Origin of the sequence: Sphingosinicella rhizophila (genome assembly GCF_032378825.1) — a bacterium.
GTDB lineage: Bacteria > Pseudomonadota > Alphaproteobacteria > Sphingomonadales > Sphingomonadaceae > Allosphingosinicella > Allosphingosinicella rhizophila.
Map to the genome: position 1 here is coordinate 163,243 of NZ_JAVUPU010000008.1, position 21,299 is coordinate 184,541.

The following is a 21,299-nucleotide window of genomic DNA, read 5'->3' on the forward strand; positions in this document are numbered from 1 at the left end:
GCCTTTCCCGTACAAGTGATCGCCCGGCCTGGCCCCAACAGCGGCCGGGCTTGGCCTATTTCATGCTCGCGACCTGATAGAGGAAGTCGGCGAAAAACACGCTGGCCTCGTCGATTCCGGCGACCTTGGGATTGCTGCTCTCGATGACGAAGAATTCGTTGGGGGCGTGGGCGCCTTCGCCGCGGCCGATGCCGAACTGGGCGGCAGGTAGCTTCAGCGGCGGGCCGGTGAATACCACGCCCGGCCAGGAACCGGCCATGCGCGGCACCATCGAATAGGTGATACCGGCGCGGGTCAACACCGCCTGCTCGGCGCGGACGAGGGCGCTGTCCTCCGGCGTCTCGGTCGGGCCATAGCCGCCGGAGACATTCACCTCGATATCGCCGAAGCCATGTTTCTCGAGATGCGTCTTCAGCTTGGCGACGGCTTCTTCCTTCGTCATGTCGGGGACCAGGCGGAGGTCGATCTTCGCTTCCGCGCGGCCTGGAAGCACGGTCTTGCCGCCGGGGCCGGTATAGCCGCTCACCAGGCCCTGGATGTTGATGGTCGGCTGCGAGGCCAGCCGTTCCAGGCTTGTCTGGTAATCCTCGTCCTCGATCCAGCGCTGGACCCCCATCGTCTTCTTGACAGCCTCTTCGCTCGACTGGCGCGCGCCTTCGGCGATAAGTGCCTTCTGGCGTGCCGTCAGCGGCTTCACATTTTCGAACCAGCCTTCGACCGCCGGCGTATGGCCATCTTCCTTGACCAAGGTCGACAGCGCCTGGACCAGATGCCAGGCAGGACTGTCGACCCGCGCCATGTTGCTGGAGTGGATGTCCAGCTTCGGCCCGCGGCCCCAGCGCTCTCCGCTCGCGATCAGCTGCAGCTCGACCGCGCCCTTGGCGCCGAGCGCCAGCGACACCGCGCCGTTCGAACCCTGGCTTGCACTCGGGATCAGCACGCCGACACATTTGCTCATCGCCGCCTGCACTTCGGGGTCGGCAATGACCTGGTGGAAATGGGGCGATGCGATTTCCTCTTCGCCCTCCGCCACCAACGCGATGTTGACCGGCAGCTTCCGCCCCGAAGCGCGGAATGCGTGCAGGGCCGCAAGGAAAGCCGTCTCCGGACCCTTCTGGTTGACCGCGCCGCGGCCCATAATGACTTTGCCTACCCCCGGCTTATCGATCAGCCTGCCTTCCAGCGGCGGCGATTCCCACTCCGCGGGATCGAACTGCTTCACGTCGTACATGAAATAGATGCCCATCCAGCTTTTCGCGCCGGCGTCGAGCGTGCCGAACACGCCGGGAATGCCGTCGGTGGGGACCTTGCGCACCTTCTGAAAGCCGGCCTCCTTGAGCAGCATCGCCATATGTTCGGCACCGCCCTCGACATTGCGCTTCTCGGCAGCAATGGTTGGGTTGGCGATCCAATCCTGCAGGCGCTTTACCGTCGCATCGTGGCCGGCCACGACCGCTTTGCGGATCGCTGCCAGATCGCTTGATTCGGCGAAAGCCGCGGCCGGCATTGCCATCATCGCGCCGGCCGCCGCGCCCTTCATCAAGCTGCGCCGGTTGGTTTCGAAACTCTTTTTGTCGTTCACGTGACTCTCCTTGTGCGGGAAAGCTATCGGACCCGCGCCGCCGAGAGAAGCGGGAAAATTGAGAAACGCTATCGACGAGTTTCGATATTGGAAACTATTTCTGAATTGCGAATTCGATTGGAGGGTGGCAAGGAACAGGCCTGTCGAATGTCCAACCCGCGACAGTCTTCCGATTTGCCCGGTGGCAAGTCGCGCACCGGAGCAAGGAAACATGGCCGTCTGGGGATCACGAGAATTCGACAATCACGAGCAGGTTTGCTTCTTCTCGGATGAAGCGACGGGGCTCCGTGCCATCGTCGCCATCCATTCCACCGCATTGGGCCCGGCCGCCGGCGGCACGCGCTTCAAGCTTTATGCGAACGATTCGGAGGCTGTGGACGACGCCCTCCGATTGTCCCGGGCCATGTCCTACAAATCGGCTTTGGCCGGTTTGCCCGTGGGTGGCGGTAAGGCGGTCATCATCGGTGATCCGGCCCGGCTCAAGACCAGGGCGCTCCTTCACGCATTCGGCCGTTATGTCGATCGCATCGGCCGACATTTCGCCACTGGCGAGGATGTCGGCATCTCCGTCGCCGATATCGAGACAATGAACGAAGTGACGCCTTTCGTCGCCGGCACCTCGGCCGGGGCGGGCGATCCGTCGGTCCATACCGCCACTGGCGTGATGCATGGCCTGCGTGCCGTTCTCGAGCGTCGGTTCGGGAAGTCGGATTTTACGGGGATGAAAATCGCCGTCCAGGGCCTGGGCGCAGTGGGCTGGGGCGTCGCCCAGCGAGTGCACGATGCGGGCGCCCAGCTAGTGGTCGCCGATGTCCGCGAGGAAGTGGTTGCCCGCGCCGTCGATCGCCTTGGCGCCATTTCGGTTCCGACAGCACGCATCCATGCATCCGATGTCGACATCTATGTGCCCTGCGCTCTGGGCGGCGTGGTGACCGAGCGAACCGCCGGTGAGATACGGGCAGGTGCGGTGGCCGGCGCCGCCAACAACCAGCTTGCGACCGCCGCTGCGGGCTTGGCTCTGGCCGAGCGCGGAATCCTGTTCGCACCCGATTATGTGATCAACGCCGGCGGCGTGATCAGCGGCCTGGAAGCGTGCAGCGCGATGCCTGGCCGGTCTCTGGCGCAGTTCGCGCCGCTGGACGAAAGCCTCGCGGCGATCCATGATCGGCTGATAGAGATTTTCGATCGCGCGGATCGTGAGAAAAGGACGCCCGAAGCCACAGCCGAGCAAATGGCTCGCGAACTGATCGGCCGATAGCGGGAAGCTGTATGTCGGATACGAAGACGATCTCGCTGGACGATAAATATCGGCTGCAGGCCGGCACCGCCCTCGTGGCCGGGCGGCAGGCGCTGGTGCGCATCCCGCTTGCCCAGCGCGCGCTGGATCGGCGTGCCGGCCTCGACACGGCCGGCTATATCAGCGGCTATCGCGGCTCGCCCTTGGGCGGGTTCGACGCCGAATTGTGGAAGGTCAAGGATCTCCTCGAAGCGAATGATATCCTCTTTCAGCCGGGGCTGAACGAGGATCTTGCATTGACGGCGGTCGCCGGCACCCAGCAGGTGGGGCTCATTCCCGGCGGCAAGGTCGATGGCGTGTTCGGCATCTGGTACGCCAAGGGCCCCGGTGTCGATCGCTCCGGCGACAGCATCAAACATGCCAACCTCACAGGCACCTCGTCGACGGGTGGAGTCCTGCTCGCCTTCGGAGACGATCAGGCCGGCAAATCGTCGACCACCGCGCATCAGAGCGACCTGACGCTGGCGAGCTGGGAAGTGCCGATCCTCTATCCCAGCAACGTGGCCGAGATTTTCGAATATGGCTTGGCAGGCATTGCAATGTCGCGCTTTTCGGGGGCGCTCGTCGGCTTGAAGCTCGTGAACGAAACGGCCGAGGGAACAGGCATTCTTCATTTCGAGGATCTGCCGTCCTTCGTCTTGCCTTCGCTTCCCGATCTGGCCGGTGACGTCCATATCCGTTCGGAACGGCTGTCGATGCTGGCGCAGGATGCGCGTGTGCTTCGCAAGCTTCCCAGGGCTCAGGCCTTTGCACGCGCCAACCGGATCGATCGAATCGCTTACGGGTCGGACAGGCCGCGCTTCGTGGTGGCCGCCGCCGGCAAGACCTATCCCGATAGTGTCGCCGCGCTCGCCATGCTCGGTCTCGGCGAAGAGGCTGCCCGCCGGGTCGGGATCGGCATCTACAAGATAGGCTTGCTGTTCCCGCTGGATCCGGTCGCATTGTCGGACGCGGTCGCCGCCGCCGAGGAGGTGTTCTTCGTCGAGGAGAAGCGCGCCCATGCGGAAACGCAGGCCAAGGCGTTGCTCTATCATCATCCGGGCAGGCCGCGCGTGACAGGCAAGGCCGACATGGACGGGGTTCCCCTGTTGCCGAGCGATATCCCGTTCGACGTCACCCTCGTCGCCGCGCATCTGGCCGCCCGCCTCGAAGCGATCATACCCGATATTGCGGCGCGCGTGCCGGGTTTCGGCGAGGCGGCGTCGCGTCTTCGCGCCGCGCTCGCGGGCCGGATGCCGCAGGCGCCGATTGCCGCGCGCCGCCCCGCATTCTGCCCCGGTTGTCCGCACAACAGCTCGACCAGGCTTCCCGATGGCGCGCTCGGCGGGTCCGGCATTGGCTGCCATTCCATGGTGGTCCTGCAATCGGATCACTATCCGCTGCCGATGAGCCATATGGGCGGGGAAGGGGCCAGTTGGATCGGCCTGTCCAATTTCACCGAGCGGCCGCATATCTTCCAGAATCTGGGGGATGGGACCTACAGTCACTCCGGCTCGCTCGCGATTCGGGCCGCCGTCGCTGCCGGCACCAAGATCACCTACAAGATCCTCTACAATGATGCCGTAGCCATGACCGGCGGCCAGCCTGTCGAAGGGTCGCTGACCGTCGGCCGCATCGTGCGGCAGATGCAGGCGGAGGGCGTGTCGCGGCTGGTGGTCCTGTCGGACGATCCTGGCCGTTTCGCCGAAGGCGATCCGCTGCCGCCCGGAACCGAATTACGCAGCCGCGACGACCTCGCCCAGGTCCAGGAAGAATTGAGCCGCCAGCCGGGAGTCAGCATCCTGCTTTTCGACCAGGTCTGCGCAGCGGAGAAACGCCGCCGCCGCAAGGTCGGCGCCTTTCCGGATCCCGACCGGCGCATCTTCATAAACGCGGCCGTCTGCGAGGGATGCGGAGATTGTTCGGTCCAGTCCAACTGCCTCGCCATCCAGCCGCTGGAGACCGAACTCGGCCGCAAGCGCCGGATCGACCAATCGGCCTGCAACAAGGATTTTTCCTGCCTGAAGGGCTTTTGCCCATCGTTCACGATCGTCGAGGGCGCGCAGCCGCGCCGGAGCCGCGGTATCGCCGATATCGGCGCGGCGCTGCCCGAGCCCGATCTTCCCACCATCGGCGACGGCTTCGACATGATCGTCACCGGCGTCGGCGGCACGGGCATCATCACTGTCAGCGCGATCCTGGGCATGGCCGCCAGGATCGAGAATCTCGGTGCCAGCCTCTATGACATGACCGGCCTCAGCCAGAAGGGCGGGGCGGTGTTCAGCCATGTCCGCCTGCGTCCCGATCGCAATGCCGTCGTGCCGCCGCGGATCGGCCCCGCCGAGGCCGACCTGATCCTTGCGTGCGATCTCATCGCGGCGGTCCATCCGGAAATTGCGGAGACCGCCGCCGCTGGAAAGACCTTGGTCGTCGGCAATAGCGACACGATGGCAACCGCTGATTTCCAGTTTCAACGCGATCTGCAGGTGCCGCAAGCGGACCTGATCGCAAAGCTGGCGACGATGGCCGGGCGCCCGCCCGCCTTGCTGCCTGCCGCGAGCCTTTCCCAGGAATTGCTCGGGGACTCGATCGCCGCCAATGTGCTGATGCTCGGCTTCGCCTGGCAGCGGGGCGCCGTTCCTCTGACGCGGGCATCGATCGAGCGGGCGATCGAACTCAACGGCCGCAACGCCAAGGCCAACCTTCGGGCATTTGCAGCCGGACGGCAGGCCGCGATCGAAGACCGGGAGGTGGTCCCCAAGGCGGATACGCTGGACGCATTCATCGCGCGCAGGACTGCCGACCTCGCAGCCTATTGGAACCGGGCTTATGCGGATCGATACGTGCGGCTGATGGCGGACATCCGCGCGGCCGCGGCCAGGGTAGAGGGTGGCGATGCCTTTGCCGAGGCGGTCGCGCGATCGGCCTACAAGCTGATGGCCTATAAGGACGAATATGAGGTGGCCCGCCTTTATTCCGACGGGCGCTTCCGCGCCGCGCTGGACGCTCAGTTCGAGAATACGGGCAAGCTGAAGGTGCAGCTTTCGCCACCTATTTTCGCGAAGGTCGATCCGGTCACCGGCCGGCCGCGCAAGATGAGCTTCGGCGGCTGGATCTTCCTGGCCTTTCGCGTTCTTGCCGCCGCTAGGGCCCTCCGCGAAGGACCGTTCGATCTGTTCGGGCGCGCCGAGGAACGCCGCCTGGAACGCAGGCTCCGCGATCTCTTTCTGGAACGGATAGCGGATGCAGCGTCCCGCCTCGACGCGGAAACGCTGCCGCAGGCTATCGCGCTTGCGCAGGAGCCGCTTCAGGTGCGGGGCTTCGGCTTCGTAAAGCGGCCGTCCATGGAAGCATTGATCGCCAAGCTCGAAGCGCTGGACGCGCCCGCGTGAGAATTAGGAAAGGCTCGAAGGACGTCGCTGCCTATCTTCCACACAGGGCGCTGTTTGCGACCTTCGCCGCTTTGTACCTCGCTCCGCTGCCCGGTTGCGTGGCGCATTTTCCCGCGTCCAACGAAGCCGAGGATGCGACAGCACCGCTGGTCGATCACCATGTCCATATCGGCAGCGTGCTGATCCAGGACCATATCGAGCGTGTCCGGGAGAAGGCGCCGAACGCGTTCGAACATTTGTCCGAAGATATTTTCAGTCGCCCGAGCGTCGCCGATGCGCTTCGGCTTCTCGACGAGGCAGGGGTCGAGCAGATCGTCTTGCTGTCGACCGCCTATATGTTCGTGCAATCGGGATCCGAGCACGATCCCGAAGCCGAGAAACTGATGCGGGCGGAAAACAAATTTTCGGTCGATACCGCCTTGGCATCGAACGGCCGCATCAAGACGTTCGTCGGCATCAATCCGCTGGCCGCGAACGCGGATGACGAATTCGCCTACTGGCAAGGAAGGCCGGGCGTTTCCGGTATCAAGCTGCATTTGGGCGGCGCAGGCTTTGAGGCCAACCAACCCGAGCAGGTCGGAACCCTCGCTGTCTTCTTCGCCAGGGCGAGAAAGGCGAACATGCCGTTGATCGTACATCTGCGTGGCGGTGGGGAATATGGCGGGGCAGAAGCGAAGATCTTCATCGACCAGGTGCTGTCGCAGGTGGGCGATCTGCCGGTGCAGATCGCCCACGGTGCGGGCTATGCCGGCGCCGATCCCGGTACGATCGCCGCGCTGACCGCCTTCGGCGACGCCATTGCGCGCCGGGCGCCCGGCACGAAGAACCTGGTGGTCGACATTTCGGGGGTCGTCCTGCCGGACGCGACGGCTGCCGCGCTCGGCTCCAATGATGCCCAACTCGCGGAGTTCGTCGCGCTGATGCGCAGGATCGGCCTCGATCGTTTCGTCATCGGCAGCGATTGGCCGGCGATCGGCAATCCTTCGGCATATTTCACGCTGATGCGCGCGAAGCTTCCGGTGACCGACGCCGAATGGGCGCAGCTTTGCCGGAATCGCGCGCCCTATCTGCGCTGACGGAGCAGGCGGCTCACGGCTGATTTTCCTTCAGGCAGGAGCCCGGCCCGCGGGCTTGTCAGCCCTTTGCCAAACTGCCCTCGGCGGACTGTCTCTTCGTCAGTAATTCGTGCCGAAGCTGATGAGGTGGAATGCCAGTGCCACCCACAATATCAGGATGGAAGCCAGCGCCAGCAGGACGCTCCAAAGCTTGGCTGGCCGGCCGCGATTCCCCGTCCAGACCAGTTGGAGATTCCACAAGGCGAACCCGAACAGGCCGAAAAAGGCGACCGTCCCTCCGATCTGCAGCAGCCAGATCAGCGCGTCCGGCATTGCATTGGGTCCGCCCAGGGCCCCCAGCAACAGCATCCAGCCGCCAAGGACGGCAATCGCGAGCCAAGAAAAAGCGCGGACCAGCCGATAGGCTTTGAGTTCGCGTCCGGCCAAGGACAGCGACGCTCCATAACGGCGGCGATTGATTGCAGCGATCGGCCAGGACAAGGCAGTGATGGCGGCAATGCCCAAAGCAACCCAGAACAAGGGCATCATCCAGGCGGCATCGCGATACCAGGGTACTCGATTCCAGACCATGAACGGCGACACGGCATCGATGCTCCATCGCGTGACTTTGCCATTCTCGACCTGGGCTGCCAGCCGTTGGTGTCCGAAAGCATCCCGCCATACGAAAGGCGCAACCTCGATCCATTTTCGCGGCTCGCGCCGCAGCAGGTCCGGCACGAGCGGGCGGCCATCCTTGTCGAGGCCGATGCGGGTCTGGCCGAGGAAGTTGGAGATATCGAGGAAATTGGTGAAGAAGCCGCGGCTGGAGACATAGGAGCCGGCCAGCATCTTCGCATGCGCCTTCGCGGTCGGCAGCTCCGCCGGGAGCTTGCCGTTGGCCGACGGAAAATAGCGGTCTGCGAATTGCTCGAGCAAAGCCATGCGAATGGTGAAGTTGGCGCTGCCGGAGCCGCCGCTGTTCACGGACATGTACAGGCCGACATTCTCGCTGGGTATGATCCACATATAGGAGTGGAACAGACGCAGGTCGCCGCCATGAGCGATTGCGGTCAGGCCGTTGACCTGCTGTTCATAGAAGCCCAGCCCCATCCGGTTGAGGGCAGGTATCAAGTCGTTGGCGGGCGCATGCATCGATCGCACCGTTTCCGGTTTCAACAGCGGGCCACCCTCGTTCAGAAACGCGATCATGAACTTGGCCATGTCCCCCGCAGAAATCGAGATCGAACCCGCCGGCGGAATCGAGACGACCTCGAACGGCTTTGGATCGCCCGATGCGCGCGGATATCCGGTGGCCATATACGGTGCCAGTTTGGCGGGCAGTGGCTGCCGGAATGTTGAATGGGCCATGCCGAGACGCTCAAAGATATTGCGCTCGATATAGTCGTCATATGAGAGGCCGGAGACGCGCTCGATGATGTAGCCGGCAAGGCCCGTCGCATAATTGGAATAAGCGGGCGTGCTGCCGGGTGCGTAAAGGCGTTCGGGCAACATGCGCTTTAAGACGTCGCCCAGCGGGGGAACCTTGGTGCCATAGGTTATCCCGCCCTTCATCGCCTCTTCGAAGCCGGCCGTGTGCGTCATGATATGGCGCATCGTGATCGGCTTGCCGTCGCGCGGCGGGATCTTGAAATCGAGGTAACGGTTCACGTCCGCATCCAGGTCGATCTTGCCCTGCTCGACCAGCTGCATGACCGCGGTCCAGGTGAAGAGCTTGGAAATCGATCNGTAACGGTTCACGTCCGCATCCAGGTCGATCTTGCCCTGCTCGACCAGCTGCATGACCGCGGTCCAGGTGAAGAGCTTGGAAATCGATCCGGCCCGAAACAGGGTGGTGGCGGGATCGACGGGCTTACGCTTCGCCATGTCGGCATAGCCGTAGCCGCGCTGGGTAAGTATCTGGCCGTCCTTGACGATCACGACTGTGGCCCCGGCCAGATCGCCTTGCGCCAGAGCATAAGGGAAATAGCCGTCCAGCCAGGCGTCGGCATCCGCCTTGGTCAAGGCGCGACCGGAGCCAGGCTGTGATAGAGGAAGGTCCTGGTCCGCCGCCTCCATTGCCGGTGCCGGAGCTTTTGGCGGCGGGGCCTGGGATTGGGTCGGCGCGGGGGCAAAGGCGATTCCCATTGCCGTCAAAAATCCGATCATGGCCACCGACATCGATCGTCGCATATTCGCCCGCATAGCAACTCCCCCCAAGGCGTGGGCGGAACAGGAGTTGGAAACCTTCCCGTTCCTGCCTGTTTCAGCGCAACATCAGCAATCTCTGGCCTGACAAACCGGACAGGTGGCAGGCACGCTGGATCTTATGGGGGTCCTTGTCCGATGGGGCAACAAAAATTCAAATGAAGAAAAACTTGTCTCCTTGGAACTGTGTGTTGAAGCGGGGGCGATTGCCGTTCGCTCTATAAGGTGAAGGAGTGAGGCCATTTGTCGCTGCTGCATCGCCGGGTTTCTCCACGGGAAATTCTTCTTTCGGTGAGGAGGATTTGCCTTATGACTCGGTCGCTGGAGAGGAGGGCATATGGCCGCTCATGATGTGAAAGCGAGTTCGCTCGTCCGGCCTGGGCCGATGTTGAAGTCATTCCGGACCGAACGCGGGCTGACGCTCGCGGATGTCAGTCAGCGCACGGGGCTTACAGCTTCGACCCTGTCGAAGATCGAGAATGGCAAGATGGAACTGACGATCGACAAGCTCGTCAGGATCAGCCTTGCCCTGGAAATCAATATCGCCGACGTCTTCGGCACGCCGACCAGTCAATATGCATCCGAGGAAAATAGCCGGCGGCGCAGCATCACCCGCGCCGGCGACGGCAAGCAGGTTTCATCGGCAAGCGGCACTTTTCGCTACCAGGCTTATGATCTTCTCAACAAGGGCATTACCCCGATCGTCGCCGATGTGACGGCGAAGAGCCTTGAGGAATTCGGAGAATTCCATCGGCACAATGGCGAGGAATATGTCTATGTGCTGGAGGGCGAGCTCGCCCTCTACACGGATACCTATACGCCAGCTTACCTCAAAGCCGGCGACTCCATCTATTTCGACAGCGACATGGGCCATGCCTATATCGCCGTGGGTGACGTGCCGTGCCGGATCCTCGTCACCTTCTCCAGTTCGGATGCCGAGGTGGTCAACCTGATGGAAGGCCACACGCGTCCGGTACATATGACCGGCCAAGCTCGACGCGTTCCGGCTTGAGGCTGGGCCAGGCCCCACTTCCCCGAGCAGCATTATCGACGGGTGGGGAGGCACCTCCGGCCAGGCTCGCGGCCTCGAAGCGGCGGCAGGATGCAAAAGGATCCGCCCAATCGTCCCCGTTTAGGACGAGGGCGGCTCGCGCCGCTCCGTGGCCATAAATATATGGAATTGCTGCCCCGTTCATCTTCTGTTTAGCTTGATTCCAGCGGCATCGAGTCGATTCCGCACTCTTGACAGGGGAATGCGGGTGTTTGGGACGCGCCGTGACGCCGCTCGGCGGCTCATTCTCCTCTCTCTTGCCGGCGTCTGCGTGCCCACATCTTCCGTGTTCGCACAGGTCGTCCCGCCGCCCGGAAGCGTTCCGCCCACGCGCGGGGAGATCGAGGCGCAGACGGCGCCCGCCAAGGTGCCCCCGGCATCCCAACTGCGTGTCGAAGGTGGCATAGAACGTGCTCCGTGCGCCCTTGCCGGGCCCGAATATGCGGACATCCGCTTCACGCCGACCGAAGTGACATTCGAGGACCTCAAGGGTCTGACGCCTGCCGAGATGCGGGCCGCTTACGCGCCGTTCCTCGGCGCGGAGCAGCCGATCGCATCGGTCTGCGAGATCCGCGACCGCGCCGCCACGATCTTGCGCGACGCCGGCTACATCGCCTCCGTCGAGGTACCGGAGCAGCGAATTGCCGATGGCCGGCTGCGATTCCACGTATTGATGGCGAAATTGGTCGCGTTGCGGGTTCGCGGTGATGCCGGTCGAGCCGAGCGCAAGATTGCCTCCTATCTCGAGCCGCTGACGGGGCAGGAGGTGTTCAACCGCTTCAAGGCCGAAAGGGCGCTGCTGCTGGCGAGCGATCTCCCGGGCTATTCGGTACGGCTGGCGCTCCGGTCGGCCGGCGCTGCGCGCGGCGAAGTGATCGGCGAGGTGACCGTCACGCACATTCCTTTCCTGGCCGATGCCAGCATCCAGAATTTGGGATCGCGCGAACTTGGCCGCTGGGGCGCTGTCGTGCGCGGCCAGCTTTATGGTCTGACCGGAATGGGCGACCGCACCTATCTCTCGCTCTACAGCATGCTGGATACCTCGGAGCAGAAGACGCTGCAGATCGGCCACGACTTCCGGCCCGGCGGCGATGGCCTGACGATCGGCGCCAGTTTCACTTATTCCTGGACGAACCCGGACCTGGACCTTCCCAATGCCGAAGTCGAAGGGCGGACCTTGTTCGCCAATGTCGAGGCCAGCTATCCGCTCCTGCGCAGTCAGGCGACGAATGTGCGGGCAGCGATCGGCTTCGACTTTGCCGACCAGGACGTGGAACTGATCGTTCCCAATGGCGCCTTCGATCTGAGCCGCGACCGGCTGCGCGTCGGCTATCTGCGCCTCACTGCCGACACCGCACAGACCAGGTTCTCCGATCGCCGCTACAATATCTTCGAGCCGCGCTGGCGGATGGGTGGCTTCGCCGAATTGCGCAAGGGCCTCGACATGTTCGGCGCGAGCCCGGATTGCCGCGCCGATCCGCTCAGATGCTCCACCGGCGGACATGTTCCGCCCAGCCGTCTCGGAAATCCCACCGCGACGGTGCTCAGGACCCAGGTTCAAGGCGAATTCCGGCCGGTCCCGCGCGTTACGCTGGCAGGGTCCGCGCGCGGCCAGTACAGTGCCTCGCCGCTGCTGAGTTTCGAGGAGTTTTCGGGTGGCAATTACACGGTCGGGCGCGGCTATGATCCCGGGACCATTACCGGGCACAGCGGCGTCGGCCTGCAGGGCGAGATTCGCTTCGGCAGCCTCTTTCCCTCGAAGCGAGACGGCCTTGCGATCGAGCCGTTCCTGTTCGTCGATCACGCGATCGTGTGGAACGAAGACAGGTTCGGAGCAGCACTGCCCCGCCTCGACTTGACCTCCATGGGCGGTGGGATCCGGGCCGCCTTCGGTGACCGGCTTCGCCTGGACGTCAGTCTCGCGGCGCCGCTCGATCGCATCTTGCCCGGCAACCGGCGGCCAGATCCTCGCCTTCTCGTCTCGCTTTCCACCCGATTGTGGCCATGGAGTTTCAGATGATCAGGCTCGTCATACGGCAGGATCGGCAGACTGCGCTGCGCAACTCGCTCCTTCTTGGTGCGGCATTGGCCGCGCTGCTGACCGTTGCGCCGCGCAAGGCGGCAGCGCAGTTCGCCGGGAGCGGGACGGCGACGGTTGCGGGCGCCGCGAGCAACCTCGGAACCGATACGATAGGCATCCACCAGCCGAACGTGATCATCAACTGGACGGACGGGGGCGCCCCGACAACCTCGGTTGTCGGCAGCACCACCTATTGGAATTTCCTTCCGGTGGGGAATGACGTCACCTTTCAGGGTGACAGCGATGCCGGCGATTTCGTTGTGCTGAATCGCATCCTTCCGACCAATCCCGCTTACGGCGCATCCTTCAGGGGGCAGGTCACCAGCTTGCTCGACACGGGCGACGTGGGTGGTACGCTTTATTTCATCTCCAGCGGCGGCATCCTGATCGACGATGGCGGCGGCTTCGATGTCGGCAGCCTCGTCCTGTCGACGCTCGACATCACCGACGCCGATTTCCTGAATGGAGGATCGGCATCGTTCGCCACCGCCGACGCCGATTCCGCAATCATCATCCAGACATCGAACGGCGGCCCCTTGCCTTTGCTCGACGCGACCGGGCGGGAAGGCTCCTACATCGCCATGCTCGCGCCGCGCATCCAGATGGGGGGCGACGTCTCCGTCAACGGCACTGCCGCCTATATCGCAGCCCAAAGTGCGACGCTGACGGTTAATGACGGGCTTTTCGACATCGTCGTGACGCAGGGCACGGACGACGGCAACGGCATCGTCCACACGGGCCGAACCGGCGGTCCGCTGAGCGTCGATGCCGACGATCCTCATCGCATCTATATGGTCGCCGTCCCGAAGAACCAGGCGCTCACGGCCCTGCTGAGCGGGGAGATCGGCTTCGGCGACGTCAACAGTGCCGAGGTCGACGCCAACGGCGCCATCATCCTGTCTGCCGGTTACGATGTCCGCCGCACTTTCGACGATCCGACGCTTCCCGGTCAGCGCCTTGCGGCGGGAGACCAGCTGTTCGGAACGCCGAACGGCTCGTTCGGGACGCTGGCGCCAGCGCAGGGCGCGAATGCGAGCTTCTCCATCGACGAGGCCATCTTCACCAGCGACGTGATCGCGCGGGCCGCCGCCAATATGGAAGTCCATGCGGATTCCGGCGCGATCGAATTTCAGGAGGATGCGATCCTGATCGGCGTCACCCTTGCCGAGGTCATGGCGATCGACGGCGACATTTTCGTGGGTGGCGAGTTGAACGTGACCAACGGGCTCGGCGCCTATAGCGGGACCCTGGACGATCCCGATCCCAATTACGGGCAACGGGCCTCGACCGGCGGCGTCGCCCGTATCCAGGCGACCAATGGATCCACCATCACGGTGCTTGGGGATGCAGTCGTCGACGCGCGCGTCCGCGCGGATTTGAATCTTGCCGGGGTTGGCGGAACCGCGGAGGTGATCGCCGATGGCGGGGCGATCGACGTCGGGGGCAAACTGGAGCTGGATTCGGGAGGCTTTGCCGGCGCTACCTTCGGAGTCATGACCGGCCAGGACGGAACGGGAGGCGATGCCACAATTCGCGTCCTGTCCGGCGGAACGATCGATGCGCAAAGCCTGAAAATGTCCTCGCCGGGTATCGCAGGTATCAACTTCGCGGGAGGACCGGGTAATGACGCCCTTGGCGGCAATCTCGTCCTGGAAGCGCTTGACGGGACGATCACCATCCTTTCGACGGTGGATCTCGACACGACCAGTTATGGCGGCACCGTCTTCGAAGGCGGCACTGCGGGAACCGGCCAGGGCGGCACGATCTCGGTCCGGGCGAATACGTCCGGGCTGATCGACATTGCGGGTGCGTTCACCGCCAGGTCGGAAGGCAGAGGCGGCGCGCCTGAGCTGCAATTTTCCGACGAGCCGGGCAATGGCGGTGATGGAAGGGGCGGCGAGGTCAGTATCCTGGCTGTGGACGGCGGCGCGATCCAATTCGCGTCCGCCGATCTCAGCGCCGACGCTTATGGTGGCCAGGGCGGCCCGGGCAACGTCAACGATCCGTTCGGCGGCTCCGGCGGCGGCGGCTATGCGGGCTCGGTCGCGGTTGCCGCGGACAATGGGAGCATCACGGCCGATGGCAGGATCGACATGCACGCCGACGGTTTCGGCGGCAATGGCGCGTCCGGCACTTCCGGCGGTGGCAATGGCGGCGACGCATTCGGCGGTTCGGACGGGAGCGGCGATCCGCTGGTCTACATGCATGCCCTTAACGGTGGCGACATATCGTTCCTGGAGGCGGAGCTCAGCGCGGACGGTACCGGGGGTAATGGCGCCAATGGCGATCCGGCCGCGGCTTTCGACGGTGGCTATGGCGGCAGCGGCTATGGCGGCAATATCGGTGTCGAGGCCGAGAGCGGCGGAACGATTTCGACGACCGGCCTGGCCGAAACCTATCTCCACGCCAATGGCACCGGCGGCGACGGCGCAGACGGTGGCGATGGCGGCGACGGGGAGGGCGGCGATGTCGATTTCCGCGTGCTTTTCGATGCCGATGACGGAGCGGGCGGCGACGTGGCGATCGCCGATTTGACCATCGATGCATTGGGCGTCGGCGGAATCGGCGGGGCCGGCGACGATGACGATAATGGCGGCGACGGCGGCGATGGCGGTGACGGCATCGGCGGGACGGTCGATCTGCTCGCGGACAATCGCGGGGTCTCCTTCGCGATCGGCAATCTCCTGGTCGACGTCAGCGGCGCGGCGGGCGACGGCGGCGATGCGGGCGACGCGACGGACCTGACATCGGGCAATCCGGGCCGGGGCGGCGATGGCGGCTTCGGGGAAGGTGGAAGCGCGACCATCGGCGTCAGCGCCGGTCCGGCCTTGCTCGGGCCGGATCCGGGCCCGAGCATCATCGACATGATCTCCATAACAGCTCATGCCGACGGCAGGGGCGGCGAAGGTGGCGAAGGCGGTGCCCGTGTCAGTACCGTCTCGCTTTACGGCGATGGCGGCAGTGGCGGCTCGGGCTTCGGCGGCGTTGCCGAATTCGTGGTTTTCGGCGGCGATGTGGCAGCGGACTTTGTCGACCTCTACGCAACCGGTTTCGGCGGTGGGGTCGGGCGCAATGGCCAGGGCATCGAAGACTTAACGCGTTACGGGTCCGGCCATGGCGGCAGCGCGCGCGCGCGCTTCTCCGCCGCGAACGGGGAGGGGGCCGACGTGACGCTCGCTTCCTTCCATGCGGAGGCGCATGGCGAAGCCGGCGGCGATGTCTTTCCGGACGGCCCCACTTATTATGGCGATGTCTATGTCGAGATGGATGACAGCCAGGCCACCTTCGGCGGCTTGACGCTGGACGCAGAGGGTTTCGACGGTCCGCGCGAATATCCCAATGATCCGGGGCCGTCCGATTTCGCGCTCGGTGCCCATATCCTTGTCACCGGCTCCACCCTGAACGTTACGTCTTTCGCATGGATCGACACGTCCGGCGCCGCGGTGCTGGAAGCCGGTCCCGGGGGCGCGCTCAATATCGGAACCGATCTCGATCCCCTCGATCTGGCGATCGACGCGGCCGCCCTGGGCGGGCGTGGTATCGAATTCGCCGCCACGGATGACGGTATTTTCGATGTCAGCGGCCAGCTTCGCGCATGGTCGGGTGGCGACATCATCGTGTCGCACGCAGCGCCGGATCTTGCCGAAACCATCCTTGCTGGAAGCATATATTTCGAAGGCGTCGACGTGACGACCTCGGGCAGCAGAATCTTCGCCGACGGCGCGATCGATATCGATTATCTGGGCGCGGTCACGCTGGGGGGCGTCGTCTCGCAGACCAGCCTCTCGGTCCTCGTCAACGATGCTTCCGTCCTTCCCGACCATCCAGTTACCATCGAAGGTGAGGTCGCGGCGCCGCAAATCACCATCGAAGCGAGCGATCTCGATATTTCGGTGGCCGGCCTGCTGGGTGATGACGGCACGGACGGCATCGATCTCATCATCTACGCCAACGGCAGACCGGCTCTGATCGGCGGCGGCAACGATCCTTCCTGGAACGGCTATCAGCTCGACCAGGAAGAGGTCGGCCGGATCGAAACCCTCGCCTTGCTGATCGAGATGGCGGGGACCGGCCAGGATATCGATCTCGTCGTGGACGACGTCACCTTTCTTGGCAGCGACGCGTTCAGCGGGGGTCCCCGTTCGGTGACGATCGACGTCGACGGATCGATCCAGATAGTGGGCGATCTATTCTTCGATCTTGCCCTGCCTGATGACGAATTGAACTTGACCGCAACCGACCGCATCGAAGTGGTGACCGACTCCCCCGGCGGCGCCCACGGCAGCATAAGGATGCTCGACTCGGATACGGTGCCGACCGGAAATCTCGTGTTGGCCGCCGACGATATCTGGGTGGCGGACGAATCCATCATGTCCCAGCTGCGATCCGCCAATGCCGTCGACGGAAGCCAGGATTATGCCGGCCGCGACGCTGCGCTCGCCGTTCCGGCCGCCAGTTTCAGTCCCAGGGGATATATTGAAGGCGGCACCGTCGCCCTGACGATCGGTGACAGCTTGCTTGTCCGGAATAGCGGCACCGCCGATGAGCCGGCGGGGATCACTGTCGGCGCCCTGGGCGGTCTTGAGATCATTCCGACCGATGCCTCAGACAAGGACGTGATTGGTTTCGGTCGCCGTTTCGACAGCAGCGGCAATTATTATGTGGGTGAGGCCTATTTCGTCGAGGAGTTCGGCCCGGCAGGCGTAGAACCGGACGCATTCACGCCCGCCAGCGAGTTCAACAATTGCAACCTGAACACCGGTTCCTGTGCGGCAGTGCCGCCTCCGCCGCCGCCGCCACCACCGCCTCCGCCGCCGCCTCCGCCGCCGCCTCCGCCGCCGCCGCCTCCGCCGCCACCACCGCCGCCGCCTCCGCCACCACCGCCGCCGCCGCCGCCTCCACCGCCTCCACCGCCTCCGCCGCCGCCGCCGCCTCCGCCGCCACCACCGCCGCCGCCTCCGCCACCACCGCCGCCGCCGCCGCCTCCACCGCCTCCACCGCCTCCGCCGCCGCCGCCGCCTCCGCCGCCACCACCGCCGCCGCCTCCGCCACCACCGCCGCCGCCGCCGCCTCCACCGCCTCCACCGCCTCCGCCGCCGCCGCCGCCTCCGCCGCCACCACCGCCGCCGCCTCCGCCACCACCGCCGCCGCCGCCGCCTCCACCGCCTCCACCGCCTCCGCCGCCGCCGCCGCCTCCGCCGCCACCACCGCCGCCGCCTCCGCCACCACCGCCGCCGCCGCCGCCTCCACCGCCTCCACCGCCTCCGCCGCCGCCGCCGCCTCCGCCGCCACCACCGCCGCCTCCGCCGCCTCCGCCGCCGCCGCCGCCGCCGTCCAAGGATGTCGTGCAGGTACCCGTCGAGCAGGGACTGGTCGTGCGCAACGATCTCAACCAGGAGCTGATCGAGACCGACCTGCTCGATGAGGATGGTCTGATCGAGGAGCCCGTCACCAGTGGCGGCGATATCGGTCTTTGGAGCGACGCTCCGCCCGGGCAGGGCGAGGGCAGTGAGGACGAGGACGAAGATGAAGAGGAGGGGGAACAGCCTCCTCCGAAAGGAGCATGACGATGCGTCTTTCGCTTGCCTTCGCATTCGGCTTCGCCGCCATAGGCGCCATGCCGATTGGCGCTGCCGAGCCGATCGGCATGACCGATACGTTTCGCATCGGCAGCGAGGGGCGCTCGATCTGCACGGCGCAGGTCACGCCCGCCGATCGGGCGCTGTCCGACATGTTCGACCGGGGTTATGCCATCCTCTGCCGCGACGCCGCCGTCTCGGTCGGTAATCTTTATGCCTTGCGCCTCCGCGGCGGAGATCCGGCGCGCAGGCTGGCGGCGCTCCGTTTGGAACGCATGTCCTGCGAGGCCGGGCGTCCGGTCGATCTTTCGGGCCTTGCCGTGACGCGGAGTGATTGCCGGTTCAAGGATCAGCCTGTCGATTATCGCGTCTATTCCCTGGAACGGGCAGGCAGTCTGTTCGTGTCGGAAGGCTTTGCCGGCTATGATGATGCGTTGAAGCTGGGGCTGAGGACCCTGGTCGCCGGTCGCGTCGTCGAAGGCCCGGTATCGGTCGCGACGACCGGGATCAGCGATCCTGCCGCCTTTGCGCGCGCGCTCGCCGCGAATATCAGCCCGCAACGCGCTCTGGCCGAGGCCTATCGCAGGAATAATAGCGGCAATTATGCCGAGGCCGCCGAATTCTTTGCGACCTTCAGCGGCAATCCCAACGATATGGTGCGCCCGGAAGCCTTGGCCAACGAGGCCCTGCAGAAATCGAATCTCGGGTCTTATGATGAGGCCGAAAAGCTTTTCGTAGCGGCCGAGCGGCTTGTTGCGGGCGATCCGGTCGTCGGTCGGCAATTGCGCAATTATCGCGTCATGCACCTGCTCAACCAGGGCCGGGTCGGCGAGGTCTATGACGAGCTTGCGCGGCCCGTAGGCGAGTCCACCACCGTTGCCAGCCTGCGCCAGCTGGTGATCGACGACATGACGGCACGGCGCCTGAGTTCCGAAACCGCCGATGCGCGGCGACTGGGCGGCGGTGCCTTGTCGTCTCAGGATCGGGCGCGGATCCTCGACGCGCAGGCTTTGCAGCTGCGGGGCTCTGCGCTCCGGCTCGAAGGCAAGCAGGCCGAAGCGATCGCTGCATTCGAACAGGCCTTGGCACGATTATCGGTGGTGCGGGACGGGCGCGTTGCGGCCACCAAATGGATGCAAGCCCAGATTCTGGCCGAGCTTGCCGATATCGCCGAGGCAAACGCGGACGGCGACACCGCCGAACGGCGGCACCAGGAGGCGATCGCCTTGCTCGAGATGAGCTATCCTGGATCGTCCGCTCTGCTTGGCGCCAAGGGGCGCCTCGCCCAATTTCATACGCGCAGCGGTCGTCCCGAGCTGGCGCTGACGACATTCCGGCAGATCGTTCGTGAAAATCCGGAAGGGGGCGTGGCTTCGCCGTCGCTGCGAACCATGCTCGGCTCCTATTTCGCCTTGCTGACCGGTCCCGACGCGCCAGCCGATGCGGCGACCGAATTGTTCCGGGCCAGCCAGATGCTGATCCGGCCAGGTGTCGCCCAGACCCAGGCAATCCTGGCGCGCGAGCTGGGCGGCGGCAGCGACGAGGCGTCGCGTCTTTTCCGTCAATCCGTCAACCTTGCCCGCGAAGTCGAACAGCTTCGGATCGAGCAGGCGCGGCTCCGCGCGGACGGATCGCCGGACCAGCAGCGTCTCGGCAGCGTCCAGGCTGCTCTCAAGCTGGCGGAGGAAGGGCAGGTCGCGACCCAGTCGCAGCTGGCCCAATATCCGCGTTATCGCGCGCTTGCCAACGATGTCATCGCGCTGGAGGAGCTGCAGGCCGCGCTGAAACCCGGCGAAGCTTATTATAAGATGGTCGTGGCGGGAAAGGGCGCCTTCGCCTTGTTCATCACGGCCCAGGACGCGAAAGCCTGGTCGATCGGCGCAGGCGCGGAAGCATTGGAACGACAGGTCGATGCCCTCCGCGCGACCATTTCGGCCGTGGAGGATGGCCGGGTCGTTACCTTCCCCTTCGACGCCGAGCGCGCGCATCGATTGTATCGGGTGCTGCTGGATCCGGTGGCCGGAGAGATGCCCGGCATCACGAACCTTATATTCGAACCGGATGGCGCGTTGCTGCGCCTTCCGCCCAATCTGCTGATCACGAATCAAGCCAGCGTCGATCTCTACAAGGCCCGTGCCGCACGAGCAGATGATGAAGGCTTCGATTTCACCGGCGTGGCGTGGCTGGGCCGCGACCGCGACATCAGCACCGCCGTGTCGCCGCGCGCATTTCGGGATCTCCGTCGAGCGGCGCCGTCCCAGGCGCGCGCCCAATATATCGGCTTCGGCCAGAACAAGCCGGCCGATGCGGCCTTCGTTCCCGCCGCCCATGTCGCAGCCGCCGATACTTGCAGCTGGTCGCTGGGGGCATGGGGCCGGCCGATCCCCGCCACCGAATTGCGGACCGCGAGCCATGTGCTCGGCGTCGGAGCCGATTCTGTGATCACTGGCGACGCCTTCACCGATGATGCGATCAAGCAGCGCGGCGACCTCGATCAATATCGGATCATTCATTTCGCCACCCACGGCATGCTTTCGCCGCCGCGGCCCGGTTGTCCTTCCCGGCCCGCATTGATGACCAGTTTCGGCGGCGCCCAGTCCGACGGCCTGCTGAGTTTCAGCGAGATATTCGATCTCCACCTCGACGCGGACGTCGTCATCCTGTCGGCCTGCGACACGGCCGGCCGGGCGAGCGGCGCCGCGAATGCGGAGGCCGGCATCACCAGTGGGGGCGAATTCGCGCTCGATGGCCTGGTGCGCGCCTTCGTCGGGGCAGGCGGCCGGCTCGTGGTGGCGAGCCACTGGCCGGTTCCGGACGATTTCGACGCTACCCAGCGTCTGATTGGCGGCCTGTTCGAAGCCGCGCCCGGCACGCCCACCGCTACGGCCCTTCGCGCAGCCCAGCGCAAGCTGATGGACGATCCGAGGACTTCCCATCCATTTTATTGGGCGGCGTTCGCGCTCGTCGGTGATGGTTCCGCACCTTTGGTCCGTCCCCTGATCCGGACCGCTGCTCGCGGCAGATGAGAATAAGCCTCTGGCAGGCGGAGGCGGGCTTTGCTAAGCGGCGGCCTCGGAAC

Annotated in this window: 10 protein-coding genes; 8 read left to right on the forward strand and 2 right to left on the reverse strand. The window is 64.9% G+C overall.

Annotated features, from left to right (window positions below):
- Positions 1-55 precede the first annotated feature (55 nt).
- On the reverse strand, positions 56-1,582 hold the full coding sequence (locus RQX22_RS15485) for a M20/M25/M40 family metallo-hydrolase (protein ID WP_315727467.1): 1,527 nt from the start codon (positions 1,580-1,582) through the stop codon (positions 56-58).
- A 181-nt stretch (positions 1,583-1,763) separates the two neighbouring features.
- On the opposite strand from RQX22_RS15485, the gene RQX22_RS15490 reads away from it, so the two are divergent.
- The 3 genes from RQX22_RS15490 to RQX22_RS15500 are packed head-to-tail and all read left to right on the forward strand — an operon-like array spanning position 1,764 to position 7,326.
- Entirely contained in the window at positions 1,764-2,840 is a 1,077-nt protein-coding gene (locus tag RQX22_RS15490; protein ID WP_315727468.1) for a Glu/Leu/Phe/Val dehydrogenase dimerization domain-containing protein, read from the forward strand.
- An 11-nt stretch (positions 2,841-2,851) separates the two neighbouring features.
- Positions 2,852-6,250: an indolepyruvate ferredoxin oxidoreductase family protein gene (locus tag RQX22_RS15495; RefSeq protein WP_315727470.1), complete on the forward strand. Its 3,399-nt coding sequence runs from the start codon at positions 2,852-2,854 to the stop codon at positions 6,248-6,250.
- Positions 6,247-7,326, forward strand: a complete 1,080-nt coding sequence (locus tag RQX22_RS15500; protein WP_315727472.1) for an amidohydrolase family protein — start codon at positions 6,247-6,249, stop codon at positions 7,324-7,326. The genes RQX22_RS15495 and RQX22_RS15500 overlap by 4 nt, the downstream gene beginning before the upstream one ends.
- A 99-nt stretch (positions 7,327-7,425) precedes the next feature.
- Here the strand turns inward: RQX22_RS15500 and RQX22_RS15505 are convergent, their stop codons facing one another.
- Positions 7,426-9,507 carry a serine hydrolase domain-containing protein gene (locus tag RQX22_RS15505; protein WP_458309542.1) on the reverse strand — a complete coding sequence of 694 codons (2,082 nt, stop codon included), beginning with the start codon at positions 9,505-9,507 and terminating at the stop codon, positions 7,426-7,428.
- On the opposite strand from RQX22_RS15505, the gene RQX22_RS15510 reads away from it, so the two are divergent.
- From RQX22_RS15510 to RQX22_RS15530, 5 genes are all read left to right on the forward strand, one after another.
- Positions 9,470-9,598, forward strand: coding sequence for a hypothetical protein (locus RQX22_RS15510; RefSeq protein ID WP_315727476.1), 129 nt, complete (start codon positions 9,470-9,472; stop codon positions 9,596-9,598). The two genes, RQX22_RS15505 and RQX22_RS15510, sit on opposite strands and share 38 nt — an antisense overlap.
- A gap of 297 nt (positions 9,599-9,895) precedes the next feature.
- On the forward strand, positions 9,896-10,522 hold the full coding sequence (locus RQX22_RS15515) for a helix-turn-helix domain-containing protein (protein WP_315727478.1): 627 nt from the start codon (positions 9,896-9,898) through the stop codon (positions 10,520-10,522).
- Positions 10,523-10,832: 310 nt separating this feature from the next.
- Positions 10,833-12,581, forward strand: a complete 1,749-nt coding sequence (locus RQX22_RS15520) for a ShlB/FhaC/HecB family hemolysin secretion/activation protein (RefSeq protein WP_315727480.1) — start codon at positions 10,833-10,835, stop codon at positions 12,579-12,581.
- Complete coding sequence (locus RQX22_RS15525; RefSeq protein ID WP_315727481.1) at positions 12,578-18,208, forward strand: beta strand repeat-containing protein; 5,631 nt, start codon at positions 12,578-12,580, stop codon at positions 18,206-18,208. Before RQX22_RS15520 ends, RQX22_RS15525 begins: the two co-directional genes overlap by 4 nt.
- 2 nt (positions 18,209-18,210) lie before the next feature.
- Positions 18,211-21,246, forward strand: a complete 3,036-nt coding sequence (locus RQX22_RS15530; protein WP_315727483.1) for a CHAT domain-containing protein — start codon at positions 18,211-18,213, stop codon at positions 21,244-21,246.
- The last annotated feature ends 53 nt before the right edge of the window (positions 21,247-21,299 follow it).

What these genes read in the sequence shown, in the direction of transcription:
- RQX22_RS15495 (WP_315727470.1), top strand. Translation starts at nt 2,852, where the DNA reads ATGTCGGATACGAAGACGATCTCGCTGGACGATAAATATCGGCTGCAG.
- RQX22_RS15510 (WP_315727476.1), top strand. Translation starts at nt 9,470, where the DNA reads ATGGCCACCGACATCGATCGTCGCATATTCGCCCGCATAGCAACTCCC.
- RQX22_RS15515 (WP_315727478.1), top strand. Translation starts at nt 9,896, where the DNA reads ATGTTGAAGTCATTCCGGACCGAACGCGGGCTGACGCTCGCGGATGTC.
- RQX22_RS15525 (WP_315727481.1), top strand. Translation starts at nt 12,578, where the DNA reads ATGATCAGGCTCGTCATACGGCAGGATCGGCAGACTGCGCTGCGCAAC.
- RQX22_RS15530 (WP_315727483.1), top strand. Translation starts at nt 18,211, where the DNA reads ATGCGTCTTTCGCTTGCCTTCGCATTCGGCTTCGCCGCCATAGGCGCC.